Here is an 18,255-nt window from a genome sequence, read left to right as displayed (position 1 = left end):
TTGGAGATATTGAAATGCCGACACCCGCCTTGCTGGTTCTTGCCGATGGTTCAGTCTTTCGCGGTTTTTCCTTTGGGGCACCGGGAACGGCCATTGGCGAAGTGGTCTTTAATACCGGCATGACGGGTTATCAAGAGGTACTCACTGACCCAAGCTATTGTGGTCAAATCGTGACATTCACCTACCCTGAGTTGGGCAATACCGGAACCACGCCCGAAGACGATGAATCCGATCGCCCCCAAGTGCGCGGTGCGGTTGCTCGCAATATCTGTGACATTCCCAGTAACTGGCGATCGCAACAATCCTTACCTGATTACCTCAAAGCCCATCGCATTCCCGCAATTTATGGGATTGACACCCGCGCCCTCACCCGCAAAATTCGTACTGTCGGTGCCATGAATGGCGGCATCTCCACGGAAATCCTTGATCCCGTTGAACTGCTGCAAAAAGTCCTTGCCGCTCCCAGTATGCAGGGACAAAATCTAGCCAAGGTGGTGACCACCCGCACCCCCTATGAATGGACAGAGCCAACGCCCCCGGCCTGGGAATTTCGTCCCCAAACGGCCAGCGAAGAGCCACCGCTAACAGTTGTGGCCATTGACTTTGGTGTGAAGCGCAATATTCTCCGTCGCTTGGCCAGCTATGGCTGCCGTGTGATTGTCGTGCCGGCGGATACGCCAGCGGAAACGATTCTCAGCTATGACCCCGATGGCATTTTCCTCTCCAATGGCCCCGGCGACCCTGCGGCGGTTCAGGAAGGCATTGAAACCGCCCGCAAATTACTGGTGGCTCAGCGTCCCATGTTTGGCATTTGTCTGGGGCATCAGTTGTTGGGACTTTCTTTGGGGGCGGAAACCTTCAAGCTGAAATTTGGTCACCGCGGGTTGAACCAGCCCGCTGGCCTGACGCGGCAAGTGGAAATTACCAGCCAAAACCACGGCTTTGCCATTACTGAAGAATCCCTTGCCCAAACCCCCGTTGAGATTACCCACTTTAACCTCAATGACAAAACCGTTGCCGGTCTGAAGCACCAAACATTGCCGATTTTCTCAGTGCAGTATCACCCTGAGGCCAGCCCCGGCCCCCACGATGCTGATTATCTCTTTGGCGAGTTTGTGGCGCAAATGCGTGCCTATCGTCAACAGCACCCCCGCAGCCAATGAAAGGGCGATCGCTCACCTCCTATCTCTTTCTTGCCCCTGCCTTGGGGTTACTCACACTGACGGTCTTTTGGCCAGCCCTACAGGCCTTTTTCCTTAGTTTCACTCGCTATGAGATGGATCTCCTGAGTCCGCCTGTGTGGGTGGGATGGGCCAACTTTGCGCAATTGTGGCGCGATGGTGTTTTCTGGAAAACCTTGGCCAATACTTTCCTCTATTTAGTGGTAGTGGTGCCGATTCTGGCGATCGCCCCCCTGCTGTTGGCGATTTTGGTCAATCAACCCCTGCGGGGCATCCACTGGTTTCGTGCTGCCTACTACAGCCCCGTGATTATCTCAATGGTGGTGGCGGGGATTGCTTGGCGCTGGCTCTATGCCCCCAATGGCCTCTTCAACCAACTGGTACAGGGTCTACATCTGCGGGACACCCCGATTCCTTGGCTGACAAGTCCCCAACTCGCCCTCTTTAGTGTCATGGCCGTCACGATTTGGAAAGGCTTGGGCTACTACATGGTGATCTATCTGGCGGGACTTCAGGGGATTAGTGGTGAACTCTACGAAGCGGCAGCACTCGATGGTAGTGACGGCTGGCGACAGCATTGGGATATTACCTTACCGCTGATGCGTCCCTATATTCTTTTGGTGAGCATTATCTCAGCAATTTCTGCCACGAAGGTCTTTGAAGAGGTCTATGTCATGACCCAAGGGGGGCCCCTCAATAGCTCCAAGACCATTGTTTATTACATCTACGAGAATGCCTTTCAGCGCTTAGAGATAAACTACGCCTGTACGATGGGACTGGTCTTATTCCTATTTATCCTGTCGTTGTCTCTCTTGAATCTCAAGTTTGGCCGACAGGTGGAAATGCCCCTTAGCTAACCACCTGCATGCGTTGAATCAACCATTGATTGCCGCGACGGGTAAAGGTGTAAATGACGCGGTAGGGATCGCTATAGGAAATATCATTGCGTAGCGTCCCCTGTTCATAGAAACGGGCATCCTCATTGACTTCCGCCAATACATCCACGCGATCGCTCCCTCGGGGACGGACTTCCTTCACTTCTAGGTTCTTGAGGGTATAGACCCAATGGCTGCCCTCGGATTTTAAGCTCTGTGCCCGCGATCGCCAGCGGCTGAGTTCTGGCTCCGCCAAAATCGTTGCTAGTTTGTCCATCTCAAATGCCGTGCCAAGGGCTTGGGCTTTAATTTGCTGCCACGTGCGGAGGCGATCGCGTGCCATCTCCGGCGTTAAGGTGGTGGCTAAGGTCGTTGGTTGTGGCGTTGCCACAGGAGTTGGCGTCGGGGTCACTGGCGGTGGTGGGGGGGCTTCAGCCGTTTTGGCTGGCCAATAGACTTTTGCCAAGGCGCCTAACCCAACAAGAACAACCCCTGCACCCATCCAAAACCAAGTCTGACGTTTTTTGTGGTGACTGGTTGGTGGGCGGCGCCGTTTGCGAGTGGATGCTGGGGGCGTGTCGGTCTCCGTGGCGGTTGAAGAGCGGGTAGCAGCCGATGCCGAAAAGCCTTGACCCAGCCCAGTATGATACTCCAAGGGCAACGTTTCCGCTGTGAAGGAGACGGGCGGCGGCACGGCCACCGTTGGTCTAATGACTTCGGGGAGGGCAGAGGCAGTGGTGCTGGGCGGTTCAGGGGCAAAGGAGTCGTCACTGAGAGCTTCTAGGTAGGTTTGGATATCGGGATCCGCAAAGTAGGCATCCAAGGCCACCGGCGTTTCCCCCAAATCCCGAAAGGCAGGATAAATTTCTTCCCGTAGCCATTGCTCTGTGTAGTAGTACAGCCCCGGCAGCAGATCGCTGGAGTCATGGGAATGACGGCGGATAAAGGCGAGACTCTGCTGATCTTGAGATTTATCGAGAGCGGCCAGTGCCTCAGCAGGTTGACCCAACAGCAGTAAACAACTGGCCAGTTCAAGGTAGATGTCTTGATTGGGAGAGAGTCGCTCTAGTAAATCCTTGGCGCGGCGAATATAGCTTGGCTGAAGTTCCTGTACACCCCGTGCCACCAGCGCATGCACTGCCAGATAGGTCGCTACTGCTGAGGGACGGCGGGATTCTCGTTCAAAGAGTTCCTGTTGCTCTGCTACGGTGAGATGGCTGCGCAGTTGCAAAATAAATTTCAGAAAATCCTCAACCCCAAGGCCAGAGTGATCGTCATGGCGACCTTCAATCCCCCCGCGATCGCTGAGCATCTCCCGCAGCAATAAAATACCCCGCTGCCGATTCACACTATCGGATAGCGGCAGTGCCAGTAACTCCAGAATGTGGTAGGGACGTAGGCGATTCAGTTCCGTCTGAAACTGCTCTTGGAGTTCAGGAAACAGGTTCGCCCGCTGAAGTACCCCTAGACCGGCTTCGAGGCGAGAGGCGGCTGCTTGGTAGGACTGCCGCTGCCATTCCTCGCGTCCCAATTCCAAATAGGCCAAAGCCACAGTCAGCGTAATGTCAGCAACGACGGCAGAGGAAGTATAGGGGCGGTTGAGATCAAAAGCATCCCCCTTTAGGAATTGTTCTCCCAGTTTGACCACTTGGGAGTAGTTCCCCAGTTCATAGAGCAGGAGGAGCGCCCCCGAAAATTGCTGATCACTAATTTCAAGGTGGGGAGCGGTGGTATCGGGATCCAACTGGGCAATTAAATCATCGGGGTCAACGGCACGGCGGTGGCGATCGTAGGCATGGCGCTGCTCAGGTTCTCGCAAAACCGCATAGGCTTGCTCAATGAGTTCACGACGGGTGGCAACGGTGGTGGGGGAGTGTTGATGGGTGGGCAGTTGCAACAGCCGATCCTGAAACGCTTGCTCGATTTGCTCCGGCGTTGCCTGAATTGGCACACCCAGCACTTGGTAATAGTCGAGGGGAATGCGCACCTGAACCCAAACCTCTAGAGATAAACCAGTCCATCAACCGCAACACGTGCCTTGATTTAGGAAGAACAGGGAACCCCTCCAAAAATGGCTAAGGGTTTAGAAATTACACCAGAAGCCTTTGGGAATGACACTACAGAGGATTCCCAGAAAAAAGGGAGCATCAAGCGTTCTAGGGTATCACAATTTTTGCCCCTCAGTGCGAGTTTGCGCAGAGATTGGCTGGCTTAGCCGCGCACTTTTGCTGTAAAGCCAGAGGCCTTAAATTGCTCCAACTGCAAAGGTGTTGGTTGGTCGTAGGGCACGCTAATGCGAATTTCAAAATCGCTAATGCCAGGTGGAATCACATCAATTGCCCCAACCCGTGTGCGGTTTTGCAACACTGGATTGCCATTGGCATCGTAGATGCGGCCAAAGACATCGGCATCCACCACTGTTTTGCTGGATTTATTCTCTGCTTTGCCAGTAATCAGGTAGCAGTTGGCCTTGAGGGTCGTGCCCCCGGGTGTAACTGAACCTTCACCAATTTCTGGCGGGCATTCATGGTAACTGAGGTCAAAGAGCCGCACTTGAATAGCGGCGATCGCCGGCAGCGTGGCGATACTTGACCAGCACAGGACACTCAGGAGCAAACACACCACTGCTCGACGCAGATAGGCCACAAACCGATTCGCACTCATGGTCATCGCTCAGCACTTCAACACGCCCCTATTATCCCACAGTGGTCAAAATCCACAGATCAACCGCTCCCAAGAGCAGCGTAAAGACGGCCAAAATACCGTACATCCAAGGCTGAGCAAGGGGCTTAACCACCTCTGTGGGCAATCCGGTATGGGTTTCAATGGCACGCATCATTTGGGCAAACCCCGCCACTCGCATCGGCAGAAGATACCCCTGACCTGTGGCAGTGACTAGATAATAGACCAAGCCCCCTTGGCTGGTACTGCGGGGCTGAAGCCCTTGAATCTCTGACCAAGCCAGTTGCCACTGCCGCCGCAGGAAGGGGGGCACCCAACCGGGATAGGTGAGGCAAATCCCTTGCGCGTCCAGTTCTACCCGCTGACTCAGTGCCCCCCAGAGCAAAATGCCCCCACAGGCGATCGCCCCCCAAAGCAGCAGGGGTGAAACAGGCGCCGCCGTCTGTGCCGCCAAAAAGGGGAGAGGAAGTGTGAGTGCGCCATAGAGGGCAATGAGCGTTCCCGAAATCAGGGGCGAGGTTTTGAAGCGCAGAGGTTCAGTCATGGTTGTTGCTGAGTTATTGCCTAAAGGGTTCATGATCATCCATCAATAGAATAGCCAAGTGGCAAAGGCATATTTAGTCCCCTGCACCACGGGCAAAGCCGTATGGGGATGGGTGTAGTAGGCGGGAAAGACAACGACATCACCGGTGCGGGGTGTGACCCTCACCCCTTGGCGATCGAAATAGGTTTCTCCCCCCTGAAAGTCCTCGTTGAGATAGCCCACTAAACTCACATCCCGTGTTGGGATACCTTGCGCCAGTTCCATTTGCCGACTGGCCAGCAGCAGGTTGTCCACATGGCGGCGATAGCCCTCGCCCACGCGATAGCGCAGGATCGAGAAGTTCTCAATTTCAGGAAAGCGAATGCCATAGTGCTGGTAGAGGACGATTTGAATCGTTTGTGTGGCTTGAAGCAGAATCTGCCGCATCGTGTCCTGTTGGGGATCTTGGGGATCAAAGCGGAGCAAACTGCCACCGCGCACTGAGCGATCGACCGTCCCCATGAGAATTTGTGCATCCTCAAACCCCACCTTCTCAGCCGTAGCAATCACCTGCTGACACTGGTGAGCCGGAATCAAACGCTGGAAGAGGAGAATCTCACCCCCCAAGTCAAGAATTTGCAATGGTGCAGCACTCATAGGGCAAAGATTGTTACTATCTCTACCATCGGTTTAGGGGAGGCGTAGTTGCAGCGGTACTTCGCTTTGGACATTGCCACTGACAATCACCTCTTGGCGATCGAGCCACCCCTTTGCCCGCTGTCCCTGAATTTGAATGCGGGGATTGCGCTGGCGGTAAAAGACGCCCCCTTGGGCTTCCACTTCCTGTTGGGGAATCCGCCAAATCAGTTGAGCCGTGCGCAGGTGGGCATTGGGGCGCTGAATTTCCACTTGACCACTGGCTTCCACCCGCTCTTGGGGAATCCACCAATTGAGGCGTTGGGCACGCAGTTGTGCCTTTTGGGGCTGACTATTGATCTGGGCATTGTCAAAGATGGCGCGGTTTTCAGCCATCAGGAAGACACCACGATTGGCCTGCCCTTGAATGCCTTGAGTGGAGTACTGCACCCGCACCGGGCGATCGCTCACCAATTGCTGCTGCGGAATCAACCAGCGTACCGTTTCTCCTTCAACCCGTAGGGCAGGGTTGGGAAGCTGCACTTGAACACCCCCCTCAAGGATAACTACCTGATCGCTAATCGACCAGATGGCTCTTTGGGCTTGCAGCCGCTGCCCTTGGCGATCGCCCGCCACACCGCGGACGGTGACCCCCCCTTGACCAATCACCCCTGCCAACAGTCGATTGGGTTGCTGCTGCCACACTAGACTCTCCGTACTGAGTTGCAAATCCTTGGCCTCCTTGGCTGACGAGGTCACCTGAACGGCATTGAGGGCACGCAGTTCTTGGCGTTGGCTATCGGCTTCGAGGCGCTTAGCAGTAACAGTGACTTGGGGATAGCGGGCTTGCAAGTTTTTCTGGGCAATGAGAACGCCGCGATCGCCCTGCCAGACCAATTGATCGGCCACAATCGTCCCCTTTTGCTGGAGATCAGTGACGGTGGTGCGGCCTTCAATCCAGAGTTGTCCATCCCGCTGCCGCACATTGACTGCCTTAGCTTGCACCTTGTAAGCAGTTTTGCCCTCTGCCTTTAATTCCCCCGTGAGGTTTTGAATCTCCAATTGCTGGCGATCGTCATCGCGATAGCGCGCTCCCGCCGCTTGTAATAACCAGAGAAGTTCACCTTTGGCATTGGTTTGCCGTAGGGTCAGATTTTGCAGCTTGACCTCCCCCGTGATTTCTGGTTCTGGTGAGGGTTCCTCGCCCACCCATTGATCCACCCAGCCGCAGCCTGTCAAGGCCAGTACAAGGCAAAGGGGGAGGAGGGGTCTAGGCAGAGGCATTGTTGTCTAGGTTCTCTAGGGTCTCGGGTGACTTATTGGCCGCAGCTTCATCTTTCCCTTCGGCGGTATCTTGCTCCCAATGGGGAGTCACAATGGGGGGCGGCGTCAGGCTACCCGTGACGGGGCGATAGGTATAGGTTGGGCGGGGTGCTTTTTGGATTTCTTCGCGGATGCTTTCGAGATCAATGTAGCGATCGGCAACGTTAATCAGGCTATCGCTCGTCATCGATCGCAAGCTCACCACCTCGACCCGTGCCCCCCGATAACTCACAGCATCCACCGCATAGGCCAAATCCCCATCGCCGCTAACCAAGATGGCCGTATCATAGCAGCCCACCAGTGCCATCATATCGACGGCAATTTCCACATCAAGGTTGGCCTTTTTCGAGCCATCCGGCAGTTGAACCAGTTCCTTGGAGACGACACGGTAGCCATTGCGGCGCATCCACAGCAAAAACCCCTGCTGTTTTTCATTGGTGGGGTCAACCCCCGTATAGAAGAAGGAGCGAAAGAGACGGGAACCTTGGGTCAAGTAGCAGAGGAGTTTTGAATAGTCAATTTCAATGCCCAGTTGGAGTGCTGCATAGAAGAGGTTGGAGCCATCAATAAAAATGGCAACGCGCCCGCGATTTTGTAACACCTGTTCTGGCGTGTAAATAGCTGAAGACGAAGATGTAACCATGTAGAAATCATCTCAAAAAAAGTGTGTTATCGAAATATGAAGTCATACCTCTAGCGTATCGCGCCTCAAGGGGAATCGGCGACAGTTGCAGGCAGCGACAGTTTTTGGAAAATCGGCTCTGGATTGGCCAGAGGTTGCAAGGCCGGTAAAACACCCCACTGGGCTTGGCGATCGCCCAAAAGGTCTGGGGCAACTGATCCGTTAAATTTAATACTATAGCCCAACTGCCCATAGATAGCCTCACTCAGTTGGGGGATAATCGGGGCAAGGACATAGGCCACAAGGCGCACTGACTCCAATACACAGTAGAGAATCTCCGCCACCGCTTGAGTTTCCCCAGCCTTATAGCGTTTCCACGGTGCCTCTTCATCAAGGAACTTATTCCCCGCCCGTGCCAGCGTCAGTGCCTGTTGACAGACCTCATGGAAGGCCAGTTGCCGATACCCTTGGCCATAGGTTTGGCAGAGGTGCTCCGCCAGTTGCCGCAGGGAATGCTCGCGCGGAATCGCTGACCCTTGGACATTGGGTACTTTCCCATCGGTATATTTCCAAGCCATTTTCAGCGTGCGATTGAGCAAATTGCCCAAATCATTGGCCAGATCCGCATTGAGGATATTGACAAAGCGGGTCTCACTAAAGTCACCATCGCGGCCAAACTCCACCTCCTTCATGAAGTAGTAGCGCACGGCATCGGCACCGTATTGCGCCACCAAGGCAAAGGGATCAAGGGTATTCCCCAGACTTTTGCCCATTTTTTGACCATCCTTAGTGAGAAAGCCATGGACAAAAATTTGCTCTGGCAGTGGCAAACCCGCCGACATTAACATTGCTGGCCAAGAGATGGCATGGAAGCGAAGAATATCCTTACCGATTATGTGTAGGTTAATCGGCCACCAGGTTTTGAGGGCATTGGCCAAGGTTGGCTCATCTTCTGGTTCCAAGAGGGCAGTGACATAGCCCAAGAGGGCATCAAACCAGACATAGAGGGTCTGATCTGGATCCGTGGGCACGGGAAACCCCCACGCCAAATTCACCCGCGAAATCGAAAAATCCTGCAGCCCCCGCTCAATAAAACTCAGCACCTCATTGCGACGGCTAGGGGGCTGGACAAAGTCAGGATGTTCAGCGTAGTAGTCCAAAAGCGCCGGCTGATACTTCGAGAGGCGGAAAAAATAGTTGCGCTCATCTCGCCATTCCACCGTGCGATTCACATGGATCGGGCAGCGCCGACCCTCAAGCAGTTCGCGTTCCTCCTTGAATTCTTCGCACTCGACACAGTACCAACCCTGCTGCTGACCGAGGTAAATGTCGCCGTTGTCCCATACCCGCTGAAAAAACTCGTTGACAATGGCGTGGTGGCGAGGACTGGTGGTGCGGCTAAAGCGATCGTAGTGGATATGCAGTTGTTGCCACAGGGCTTGAAAACCAGCGGCAATCTCATCGCAGTGGGCTTGGGGACTGAGACCCCGCTGTTGGGCGGTGCGCTCAATTTTTTGGCCATGCTCATCGGTACCGGTAATGAACCGCACCTGATAGCCCTGCAAACGATAGAAGCGAGCAAGCACATCGGCAGCAATGGTTGTGTAGGCACTGCCAATGTGGGGAAGGGCATTGACGTAGTACAGGGGGGTAGTGAGTGAAAAGTGCGGTGACAAGCAGTGTTTCTCCCTAGGAGGACGAGCAAATCGCGTTATTTATCATAGTGCCATCGGTAACAGCTTGGAGGCGATCGCCCACCGCCAGATCCACCCAAGGACTCAGGGGGCCTTCTTGCTCACTGCCATTGGCAGCCAAGTCACTGTGGCAAAGGAATAGGCGATCGCTCACCCGTGAACATAGATCCACCAGTAAATGCTCCAGACGTTCTGACTCCAATTGCCACACCCGTGCACTGGGACTCGCCGCCCCCTGCCGCAAAAAGATGGGCGCCTGCCAGAGGCATTGCAAGCCGCCATCCTGCCAACGCGGACTCCCCACATCCAGCCAAAAATGCCAGCGATGGGCCAGTTGGGCACTGCGATATTGAAACGTGGTTGCCAGTAAGACCCCTTGGGGCTGCCGCAGGGGTGGGGCAGGATCAGCGGTTACAATTCCCCGCCGCAGTAGGGCGATCCATTCCCGTAGTCGCTCAGCCGTTGGCGTAGCTCGGTGTTCTGGGAGGTGATCATAAATTTGCCAGTAGGCGGCTGTGCCCTCAAGGAGCGATCGCAGGGGTGCCAATTCACTGGCTGTCAGGTTTTGTGGCCAGAGATAGCGTTGAATCGCCGCCTCTAGGAGATACACAGGCATTTGGCTAGGATCTAGCGTGCTCAGCCAATGACGCAAGTTCTCATAGGCTGCGGTGGCACGATGGCCAAAGCGATCCCAATGGCTGTACTGGGTTGTGCTCAGCAGTTCGGCTTTCTCCAGACCCGGCTGAAAACAATAGCAAGAGAGCAGGCCTGCCCGCACAGGATCAATTGCTCGCGGCAGCAAAACCGTTAACATCTCTGCAACCGCCGTTGCCTCTGGGATCATTCCCGTTCGCGGATAAACAAACAGCAACAGCGTCAAAAGAGCACGCACAAAGGGGGATTGAATCAGGGGGCGCTGCTCATTCCAGATCACGAGGGGAATGCCGCGTTTTTTTAGCTCAGTGCTAAAGACATGGCGGGCAACGCTATCTAAACCGGGGGCAAGGATGGCGATCTCGTTTGGTTGCACCATCCCTTGATGAATGGCGGTGGCGATCGTCGCAACTACTTCCTGCAACAGTTGCATCCGCGAAGTGGTTTGAATGGCCGCGATGTTTTCAGGCAGCGTGGCTTGGGGCGTAGTGAGGCGTTCTTGAATCTCAGTTTGGAGAGGGGTGTTGCCAAAAATCGTTTCGGCAGGGCAGGGTTGCTCAATGACGGTGGCTTGGTTTTTCAGGCTGAGAAACGCATCGGGATCAGCTCCCAGACCGAGACGGACAGCGCCAATGGGTTGGTGAGTCAGGACAATCTTGATCCCCTGTTGGTTAAAGCGGGCGATCAAATCCGCCATCACCGCTGGATAGTTGTGGATGTTGTCAGCCAAAAGACACTGAAACCGTTGCCCCAAGGAGGCTTGGTATCGGGGATGGTCAAGGAGAACTCGGCCAAATAAATCCGTGGTGATGCCGTAGGTGAGAAGGCTGTGGGCAGTACACCAACTTTGCCACTGTTTCAGGGCAGTGACGATCGCCCCCACGGTTTCTGAAGGCATCTCAAGCTGATGATCCCAAATGAGTTGGGGTAGATCATCAAGGCTGAGGCGGGCAAAGGCAGCCAATTGAAAAATATCGAGCAGGTGACGGGTGGCGCGATCGCGATTTTCACTGAGGACAGCAAACGTCTGGTTGGCAAGCCAAGGCTGCCACAACCGCTCTGCCCACACCAACTCCGTTTCTGGTTTCAGACGCAAAGGGGGATGCGGATCAACGGCCTTCGCCTGCACCAGTAGTGGCCAAAAAAGTTCCACCTCATCCTGCATGAAGCCCACTGGCGTGGTGATATAAGGTCTGTAGCCACTGCCCAACTGTGACTCAATTTCCCGTTGGATGACTTGGCGGCCTTCTACGGTATCTGTCAAAAAGAGGAGCGATCGCTCACGGGGAATCACGGACTTGTCCTGCCCAACCCAATGAGCAAATTCCCTCACCAGTGCACAGGTCTTGCCACTGCGACTACCGCCACTGATCCACTGCAACACCGCCAACAAAGCCTGCAAAGTCAATTTGCTACGATCTTTATCTATCCTATCGATTTATTGCTTTTGCGGTAGCCGTTAAGAACAACAGCAATGTCCAGCAATCCCTTTATTCGCCTCAGAGACTGGATCAAGCGTGCAGAGCAGTGGTATCGTACAACTCCGAACCGCGCCCTACAGGAAGCCTATGAAGCCGCTCTGAAAATTCGCGCCATTGAACTGGAACACTTTGACGGTCAACCGATTAGTCTCCTCAATCTGCCCGTGGGAGAAGTCTCTACCTATTTCGAGACAGAGCTAAAACAACTGCTAAAAACCATTCGTATGCGGATGATGGAGTTCCGCGCCAGCCGTCAAATTTTGCCCCTTGCTCCCCCCCAAAGCCCCCCCACTCCTGTCAACGATAGTGTCAATGGTGCAACGGCAACCTATACGGTGACGGCTACGGTGAGTAGCACGACGGAGGAACCCAGCGTTTATGAAAAGCTGCGGCTGATTGATGCCACCCTCAACCGCTATAAACGGCAGCGTGAAAAGGAACTCAATGCCCTAGCCCGTCCCAGCCTCAGTCGCCAAGATCCCCAACAACGCCAACAGTCAGATGCCCTCGACAAAATTGAGGATGATTCCCTTTATCTCTCGGAATATATCAGTGATGATCTCACCGATGATTCCAAGCTGGACAGCAGCAGCTTTATTCCCCGCTCGATTTTGCGCACCGCCGATCGCTTTCGCCGTGAACTCAATTCTGATGAAACCACCGAAGCTGAAGTCGTTCGTGATTTTCGCACCTCAAAGCTGCGCACCCGTCTAGCGGTTCGTTTTATGCTCTTGCTGGTGATTTTGCCCCTGTTGACCCAGCAAATTTCCAAGGCCCTGATTGTGAGTCCCTTGGTCAACCACTTTAAGGCGGTAGGGCAGATTGAACGCATCATTAACTCACAATTGGAAGACAACATTCTCGATGAACTGGCTCGCTTTGAAAATAAAATTCGCTTTGAAAGCCTGGTGAGCAATGTTCCTGTTTCTGCAGAGGAAATTCAAGACCGCATCCGCGAAAAGGCGATCGAGCTATCCACGAAATACCAAAAGGAACTGATTGAACCCCTGAAAAACATCCTTTCCGATGCCTTGGGCTTTACGGTCTTTTTGGGACTCGTGTTTACGGGCCAACGGCAACTGGCGATTGTCAAAGCCTTTTTGGATGAAGTAGTCTATGGCCTCAGTGACAGTGCCAAAGCCTTTATCATTATCTTGTTTACAGATGTATTTGTCGGATACCACTCCCCCCACGGCTGGGAAGTGTTGGTGAACAATACCCTCGAGCACTTTGGCTTTCCGCGCAACGAGGATTTTATCAATATGTTTATCGCCACCTTTCCCGTGATGCTAGATACGGTGTTTAAGTATTGGATTTTCCGTTATCTCAACCAGATTTCCCCTTCGGCAGTGGCCACCTACAAGAATATGAACGAGTAGTTACGAGCACACCACTGGCTGGAGAATGGGACAGATCGTGCCCTCTGGGAGTTGCGCGGGCGATCGCCAGCCGGAGAGGAGGCCTTGCAATTCCTGTTTAAGAATCTGCAACTGCTGAATTTGTGCCTCAATGGCCGCCAATTTTTCCTCTAACTTTTCCTTGATGTGGTCACAGGGAATCTCACCGCGATCGTATACCTCAAGCAAGGCTTTGATGTCGCTCAGGGTGAGGCCAAGGGACTGGGCACGTTTGATAAAACTTAGGCGAGCAAAGACATCCTCAGCAAAGAGGCGATAGCCGCCACTGGTTCTGCCAACAGTTCGCAACAGCCCCAATTCCTCGTAATAGCGAATGGTCTTGACGGGCAGGCCACTACTGTGGGCAACGGTACCAATCAAGTAGGCGGCTGCATTCATGGCAGTTCTCCCAAGATCAGCGAGACAGCAATTTTAGAGAAGGGCACTTTAATTTTCTGCCATCGAGAGGCCAGATCACCACTTTCAGAAATTTAGCCATCTGCGCTATAATCATAAAGCTACGCGGATGTGGCGGAATTGGTATACGCGCACGTTTGAGGGGCGTGTGGCTTTGCCTTGCGAGTTCGAGTCTCGCCATCCGCATTTTTTTATGGGTGAATAAAGAAGGCGATCGCCAGCACGAGGTAGGTGATCATCAGCAAGACACCCTCTAGCCAGTTCGTGCGGCCATCGTTGCTAATGGAGTTGGTGATGGCAACCGCAGCCACAACGGCCAACAGTTCAAAGAGATTGAAGCTCAGGTTCATCTCCGGTTGACCCAAGAGCCAGCCCACCAGCACAAGCACCGGCGCCACAAAAAGGATAATCTGCAGGCTAGACCCAATCGCCACCGCCACTGCCCCTTCCATACGATTATTGAGGGCAAACTTGATACAGGTGATGAACTCAACCACACTGCTGAAAATGGGAATGAGAAACACGCCTGTAAACAATTGGGTCAACCCGATTTCACTAATGCTGTCCTGCAAACTATCCACGAGGATGTCGGAAACAAAGACTAGCAAAATCGTACCCACCAGCAGAATGGCAAGGGGCACCTTGAGATTGACAGTGGGGGAGGGTTCCTGACCAGCGATCGTCTCATCCATCAGGTAGAGGTGACGATGGGTTTTCATGGAAAAGAGCAACATCAGACCGTAAAAAATCAGCAGCAAAATCGCCGACGCATAGGAGAAGTGATCAATCAAGTGAAGCGGCACACTGGGTGCCGCCGCCTGAATCGCGGTCGGGGTCATCAGCACAATCACCGATAGGGTGAGGGCAGAGGCATTAATGCGTGCCACAGGTGCTGAGAACTGTTGCTCTGGAAATCGGATGCCCCCAACAACAATGGCCAGACCCAATCCCAAAAGCAAATTGGCAATAATGGCACCGCTGAGACTGGCTTTTACCACCTCTGCCAGACCCTGACGCAGGGCGACAATGGCGATAATCATCTCAGTGACATTGCCGAAGGTGGCATTCAAGAGTCCGCCAAGGGCAGGGCCAATGACTTCGGCGATCGCCTCTGTGGAATTGGCAATCCAAGCCGCCAGCGGTACAATGGCGAGACCACTGAGGATAAAGCTCACCATTGGCGGCATTTTGACGATAAAGTTAAGGAGGGCAAGGGGCACAAAAATCAATAGGCCCAGCAGCATTTTTTCCTGTGTTGTCATGGATCGATCCCCTTGAGCGAATCATCAACTGACTGTCTCCACCTCTCGGGAATTCGCTACTACGGCTATACGGGCGCCCTGCCAGAGGAACAAATTCTCGGCCAGTGGTTTGAGATTGATATTAAGCTCTGGTTGGATATGACACAAGCTGCCGCTAGCGATCGCCTTGAGGACACCCTTGACTATCGCCCCCTCTTGCAAGCCATCGAGCAGTTAATGCAGCAGCAACGCTTTCACTTAATTGAGACCCTAGCAGCAGCAATTATGAAACTGTGCCTAGCGCCCCCCCAAGTGCAGCGGGCTGCTGTGCGTGTAACCAAACTTGCCCCCCCCGTGCCCAATTTTACGGGTCAAATTAGTGTTGAAATGGTGCGCTGCCATGCCGAATCGCCTTAGCCAGTGCCAAAGTCTCTATCTGCGCAAGCATGCCGAAAACCCCATTGACTGGTGGCCGTGGTGTGATGAAGCCCTTGCCAAAGCAGCGGCAGAGGATCGGGTGATTTTTCTCTCGATTGGTTACTCCAGTTGCCACTGGTGCACTGTCATGGAGGGGGAAGCCTTTTCGGATCTGGAGATTGCCGCCTATCTCAATGCCCATTTCCTGCCGATTAAGGTGGATCGCGAGGAGCGACCCGATCTGGACAGTATTTACATGCAGGCACTGCAACTGATGACGGGTCAAGGAGGCTGGCCGCTCAATGTATTCCTGACGCCGCAGGATCGCCGTCCCTTTTATGGTGGTACCTACTTTCCTGTGCAGCCGCGCTATGGCCGTCCGGGCTTTTTACAGGTGTTGCAGGCGGTGCGCCGCTTCTATGACCAAGAAAAGGACAAGTTAGCCGCCCAACAAGCCACCCTCTGGCAATATCTCGCTCCCCCCGCTGAGATGGGAGAAGCCGTCCCCCTGAGTGAAGAACTCCTAAGGGCAGGGATTCGCCAAGTGACGCCGATTTTGGGCGATCGCCCCCAAGGCACCTGCTTCCCCATGATGCCCTATGCCCAAATGCTGCTTCAGGGATTGGCTTTGAGTCCCAATCCCCCGCAACTGCTGCACCTGTGTCGGCAACGGGGACGCAATCTCTTGCAGGGGGGCATCTATGACCATGTGGGCGGTGGTTGGCATCGCTACACCGTCGATCCCCAATGGACGGTGCCCCACTTTGAAAAAATGCTCTACGACAATGGCCAAATTGTGACCTATCTAGCGCGGCTGTGGCAGCAGGGCGATCGCTCCCCCCAGATTCCCGCTGCAATTGCCCAAACGATTCAATGGCTCGATCGCGAAATGACGGCCCCTGAGGGGTACTTCTATGCAGCACAGGATGCCGATAGCTTTGTCAGTGCCAATGATCCTGAACCTGAGGAGGGTGCCTTTTATTGCTGGCAATATGCAGAGCTAGAGCAGACCCTAACCCCAACGGAATTGGCACAACTGCAAGCCCACTTTGACATCTCTCCCAGGGGCAACTTCGAGGGCAAGATTGTGCTCAAGCAAGTGCGCCCGCCGGCGAATCCTGAGGTGCTAGCACCGATTCTGCGTAAACTCTTTGCTCGCCGCTATGGTGCCGATACGCCCATGGATCAACCCTTTCCCGTGGCCACGGATAATGCAACCGCAAAGGGACAGGCTTGGCCGGGACGGATTCCGCCGGTCACTGATACAAAAATGATTTTGGCTTGGAATAGCCTGATGATCACTGGCTTAGCAACGGCAGCCCAAGTCTGGAGAGAGCGCACCTACTGGCAGCGAGCGGCTAAAGCGGCACAATGGCTCCACGAGCATCAATATCAAGAAGGCAAACTCTACCGCCTCAACTATGGCGGCACCGTGGCCGAAGTGGCGCAGGCCGAGGATTATGCCTACTGGATCCAAGCCCTGATTGCTCTGCATCAAGCCAGTTTAGCGGTGGGGGAGGCGGCGCAGCCGTGGCTGGAATTGGCCACGCAGTATCAAACCCTCTTTGATCAGGAATTGGCGGCAACAGAGGGGGGCTACTACAATGCACCGGAGCGCGCCGATTTGATTGTGCGCCAGCGGGAAGGTCTCGATAATGCTACACCTTCTGCGAATGGGGTGGCGATCGCCAACTTGGTGCAACTCTTTTTGCTCACAGAGAATCCCGCCTACCTCGAACAGGCAGAGAAGGGATTGCGTTTCTTTAGCCCGTTGATGAAGGAGTCTCCCCAAAGTTGTCCGAGCCTTTTGGCGGCGTTGCAGTGGTATCTGCGTCCTGTCTGTGTCCAAGCGCGGCCTGATCAGGTCACAACCCTCTGGGATCGCTACTTGCCAACGGCTGTCCTCAAAGTTCGCGATGACCTCGAGCCAGTTGCCCTTGTCTGTGAAGGCTTGCGCTGCCGTGAACCGGCACTGACCCCCACCCAACTACAACAACAATTGGATGATCTCTATGGCTGAAGCGTTGCGTCGTACCCCCCTCTATCCGTTGCATCAAGGCGCACGGTTTACCCCCTTTGGCGAGTGGGAGATGCCCCTTCAGTACAGCAGCATTTTGCAGGAACACCAAGCGGTGCGGCAGCGGGTGGGGATGTTTGATATTTCCCACATGGGCAAGTTTCTGCTGCGCGGCCCTGAGGCGATCGCGGCACTCCAAGAACGGGTACCCACCAATCTCAATCGTCTCCAGCCCGGCCAAGCGAAATACACCGTTCTCCTCAATGAGGCTGGGGGCATTGTCGATGATGTCATTCTCTACATTGGGGATGGCCAAGTCCGCTGTATTGTGAATGCAGCCACCACTGCCAAGGACTGGGCATGGTTTCAGACGTATTTACCCGCCAGTATTGAGTTCATTGATGAGTCAGCGACACAGGTGCTGATTGCTCTTCAAGGCCCTGCCGCGACAGCGACCTTAGCTCCCCTGTGCGATCGCCCCCTAGATGACCTCAAGGCCTATCGCCATGCTCAAGTGAACCTGCTGGGACAGGCCGCTTGGATGGCGCGTACGGGCTACACGGGCGAAGACGGTTGGGAAATTCTTGTGGCACCAGAACTGGGGCAACAGTTGTGGCAAACCCTGCTGGCGGCGGGTGTGACTCCCTGTGGCTTGGGGGCGCGGGATACCCTGCGCTTAGAGGCGGCCATGCTCCTCTACGGCCAAGACATGGATGAGCAAACCACTCCCCTAGAGGCGGGTCTCGATTGGCTGATTGATTGGCAAAAGCCCGATTTTGTAGGTCGTGCGGCCCTCTTAGCCCAAAAGCAACAGGGGATTGAGCGGCAATTGGTGGGTTTAGAACTCGTGGGCAAAGGCATTGCTCGCCACGGCTATCCCATCTATGCGGGGGCACAGGCTGTGGGGGAGGTTACCAGTGGCACCCTATCTCCCACCTTGGGGAAGGCGATCGCCATTGGCTATGTCTTTCCAGAGTTTGCCCACATCGGTCGTGAACTGGCGGTACAGGTGCGCGATCGCCAAGTCCCAGCAGTAGTGGTTCCTCGCCCCTTCTATCGCCGCCCTCGGTAGCCGCTGCAATTCCGCTAAAATTT

The 18,255-nt window shown here is 54.4% G+C and carries 16 protein-coding genes and 1 tRNA gene; 7 read left to right on the top strand and 10 right to left on the bottom strand.

Translation table 11 applies throughout. The features are described 5' to 3' along the window. The first annotated feature begins 14 nt into the window (after positions 1–14). Entirely contained in the window at positions 15–1,163 is a 1,149-nt protein-coding gene (gene carA, locus QYC28_RS12415) for a glutamine-hydrolyzing carbamoyl-phosphate synthase small subunit (RefSeq protein ID WP_302679573.1), read from the top strand. Next, the gene (locus QYC28_RS12410; RefSeq protein WP_149821285.1) at positions 1,160–2,038 is read left to right on the top strand and encodes a carbohydrate ABC transporter permease; all 879 of its coding nucleotides are present in this window, start codon (positions 1,160–1,162) and stop codon (positions 2,036–2,038) included. The genes carA and QYC28_RS12410 overlap by 4 nt, the downstream gene beginning before the upstream one ends. On the opposite strand, the gene QYC28_RS12405 is transcribed toward QYC28_RS12410, so the two are convergent. The 8 genes from QYC28_RS12405 to QYC28_RS12370 all read right to left on the bottom strand — a co-directional run bounded on the left by QYC28_RS12405 (position 2,031) and on the right by QYC28_RS12370 (position 11,598). After that, positions 2,031–4,043 carry an IMS domain-containing protein gene (locus tag QYC28_RS12405; RefSeq protein ID WP_302679572.1) on the bottom strand — a complete coding sequence of 671 codons (2,013 nt, stop codon included), beginning with the start codon at positions 4,041–4,043 and terminating at the stop codon, positions 2,031–2,033. The genes QYC28_RS12410 and QYC28_RS12405 overlap by 8 nt on opposite strands. Positions 4,044–4,267: 224 nt before the next feature. Beyond that, positions 4,268–4,726, bottom strand: coding sequence for a hypothetical protein (locus QYC28_RS12400; RefSeq protein WP_149821280.1), 459 nt, complete (start codon positions 4,724–4,726; stop codon positions 4,268–4,270). 25 nt (positions 4,727–4,751) lie between these two features. Continuing rightward, on the bottom strand, positions 4,752–5,282 hold the full coding sequence (locus tag QYC28_RS12395; RefSeq protein ID WP_149821278.1) for a hypothetical protein: 531 nt from the start codon (positions 5,280–5,282) through the stop codon (positions 4,752–4,754). 42 nt (positions 5,283–5,324) lie between these two features. After that, a complete protein-coding gene (locus QYC28_RS12390) occupies positions 5,325–5,918 on the bottom strand; it encodes a 2OG-Fe(II) oxygenase (RefSeq protein WP_149821276.1) in 594 nt (197 codons plus the stop codon). A gap of 33 nt (positions 5,919–5,951) precedes the next feature. Then, a complete protein-coding gene (gene lptC, locus QYC28_RS12385; RefSeq protein WP_149821274.1) occupies positions 5,952–7,181 on the bottom strand; it encodes an LPS export ABC transporter periplasmic protein LptC in 1,230 nt (409 codons plus the stop codon). Then, positions 7,168–7,863 (bottom strand): NYN domain-containing protein, encoded by a 696-nt coding sequence (locus QYC28_RS12380; protein ID WP_302679571.1) that lies wholly within the window; start codon positions 7,861–7,863, stop codon positions 7,168–7,170. Before QYC28_RS12380 ends, lptC begins: the two co-directional genes overlap by 14 nt. Before the next feature lie 65 nt (positions 7,864–7,928). Continuing rightward, a complete protein-coding gene (metG, locus tag QYC28_RS12375; protein ID WP_302679570.1) occupies positions 7,929–9,518 on the bottom strand; it encodes a methionine--tRNA ligase in 1,590 nt (529 codons plus the stop codon). Positions 9,519–9,531: 13 nt separating this feature from the next. Further along, positions 9,532–11,598 carry a hypothetical protein gene (locus QYC28_RS12370; protein ID WP_302679569.1) on the bottom strand — a complete coding sequence of 689 codons (2,067 nt, stop codon included), beginning with the start codon at positions 11,596–11,598 and terminating at the stop codon, positions 9,532–9,534. A gap of 66 nt (positions 11,599–11,664) precedes the next feature. On the opposite strand from QYC28_RS12370, the gene pxcA reads away from it, so the two are divergent. Further along, on the top strand, positions 11,665–13,050 hold the full coding sequence (pxcA, locus tag QYC28_RS12365; protein WP_302679568.1) for a proton extrusion protein PcxA: 1,386 nt from the start codon (positions 11,665–11,667) through the stop codon (positions 13,048–13,050). On the opposite strand, the gene QYC28_RS12360 is transcribed toward pxcA, so the two are convergent. Further along, positions 13,051–13,467, bottom strand: a complete 417-nt coding sequence (locus tag QYC28_RS12360) for a heavy metal-responsive transcriptional regulator (protein WP_302679567.1) — start codon at positions 13,465–13,467, stop codon at positions 13,051–13,053. A gap of 123 nt (positions 13,468–13,590) precedes the next feature. Here QYC28_RS12360 and QYC28_RS12355 point away from each other — a divergent pair. Next, positions 13,591–13,671, top strand: a tRNA-Leu gene (locus QYC28_RS12355). Between the two features lie 5 nt (positions 13,672–13,676). Here the strand turns inward: QYC28_RS12355 and cax are convergent. Next, a complete protein-coding gene (gene cax, locus QYC28_RS12350; protein WP_302679566.1) occupies positions 13,677–14,747 on the bottom strand; it encodes a calcium/proton exchanger in 1,071 nt (356 codons plus the stop codon). A 12-nt stretch (positions 14,748–14,759) separates the two neighbouring features. On the opposite strand from cax, the gene folB reads away from it, so the two are divergent. From folB to gcvT, 3 genes are read left to right on the top strand one after another with little or no spacing between them, the layout of a single operon-like run. Beyond that, entirely contained in the window at positions 14,760–15,143 is a 384-nt protein-coding gene (folB, locus tag QYC28_RS12345) for a dihydroneopterin aldolase (protein ID WP_255451668.1), read from the top strand. Beyond that, positions 15,127–17,163, top strand: a complete 2,037-nt coding sequence (locus QYC28_RS12340; protein ID WP_302679565.1) for a thioredoxin domain-containing protein — start codon at positions 15,127–15,129, stop codon at positions 17,161–17,163. The genes folB and QYC28_RS12340 overlap by 17 nt, the downstream gene beginning before the upstream one ends. Continuing rightward, complete coding sequence (gene gcvT / locus QYC28_RS12335) at positions 17,147–18,232, top strand: glycine cleavage system aminomethyltransferase GcvT (RefSeq protein WP_302679564.1); 1,086 nt, start codon at positions 17,147–17,149, stop codon at positions 18,230–18,232. The genes QYC28_RS12340 and gcvT overlap by 17 nt, the downstream gene beginning before the upstream one ends. Positions 18,233–18,255: the final 23 nt, after the last annotated feature.

It is taken from the genome of Thermosynechococcus sp. HY596, from assembly GCF_030518715.1.
Classification (GTDB): Bacteria; Cyanobacteriota; Cyanobacteriia; order Thermosynechococcales; family Thermosynechococcaceae; genus Thermosynechococcus.
This window is presented reverse-complemented; position numbering and strand designations above follow the sequence as displayed.